The organism is Cupriavidus sp. 05T313, assembly GCF_056396665.1.
The window spans coordinates 1-911 of record NZ_JBFTLX010000541.1 but is presented as its reverse complement, the minus strand read 5'-3'; the positions used below and the strand labels follow the sequence as shown (position 1 = coordinate 911).

Sequence of the window (911 nt, the reverse complement as noted above, 5' to 3'; positions counted from 1 at the left end):
CCCCCAGCACCAGGTTGTCCGCCACGCTCATCGAGCCGAACAGCTCGCGCTTCTCCGGCACCAGGCACATGCCGCATCACGCTTGGGCCGCGTATTTGCTAGCTGCTTGTCATCCTTTTTGACGTCCGCGATCTTGAACGCATCCTTGAGAGAATCCTCAATCAGCGTGTCGTAATTCGTGGTCCAGTAGACCGGAATAGGCAAGCGCGTCAGGATTTTGTGCGTCTCCGACAGTTCGCCCTGATGAGAAAACTCCTCCAGTATTTTTTGTAATCCCGGATCGGTTGCCGCGATGACTCACGTGATACTGGGCCAGCGATATCAGATCGTGCTCTTTATCCACGCTCAGGCCGAGCTCAGCCGCGATATCACTAAGGAGCGATGGCCAGTCCACATAACCCACGCTCTTCGACATGCCAGCGCCCGCAAAAATCGCGACGTTCTTGTTGGCCAGGTCCGAGACAAATTCCTTGATGAAGGCCTCGATGGCGCGATCAAATTTCATATTCTTCTCGATTGACGTTCTTTACATCTCGCTAAAGATGGCCCGGTCCCGCAGGTAGCCACCGCCCTCCCGCCGCGTGTTGGTCTGGCTCACGATCACCCAGTCGCGCAGGTCTCCGACATCCGCATCGGTCTGCACCGGGAAGACGGCGCCCATCTCTGCCTTGCAATTCGGCCCCTGGCCAACCTCCGGCGGTGTCATCCGGCGGTCGATCCAGGCCTGGTTTTCCTTGTAGATCTTCACCTCGAACCCGCTGAGCGGCCGGTTGGCCGCATGCTTGCGGCACACATTCTCGATGGCCGTGTTGCGATCGAGCTCGGTCACGGCGCCTGCCATGTAGAAGCCCGCCAGCGAGTCATGCATGTGGTCCTCGAACAGCGCATGGCAGTCGAACAGCGCATGGCAG

At 58.6% G+C, this 911-nt stretch carries 1 protein-coding gene and 1 pseudogene; both read right to left on the bottom strand.

Annotated features, from left to right (window positions below; translation table 11 throughout):
• Positions 1-157: 157 nt before the first annotated feature.
• Complete coding sequence (locus tag AC1DKD_RS41600; RefSeq protein ID WP_441637716.1) at positions 158-505, bottom strand: hypothetical protein; 348 nt, start codon at positions 503-505, stop codon at positions 158-160.
• Between the two features lie 21 nt (positions 506-526).
• A pseudogene (locus AC1DKD_RS41595) lies at positions 527-911 on the bottom strand (hypothetical protein); the annotation flags it as partial.

Excerpts from the sequence above, each read along its gene's own strand:
- AC1DKD_RS41600 (WP_441637716.1), bottom strand. The coding sequence starts at position 505 with ATGAAATTTGATCGCGCCATCGAGGCCTTCATCAAGGAATTTGTCTCG.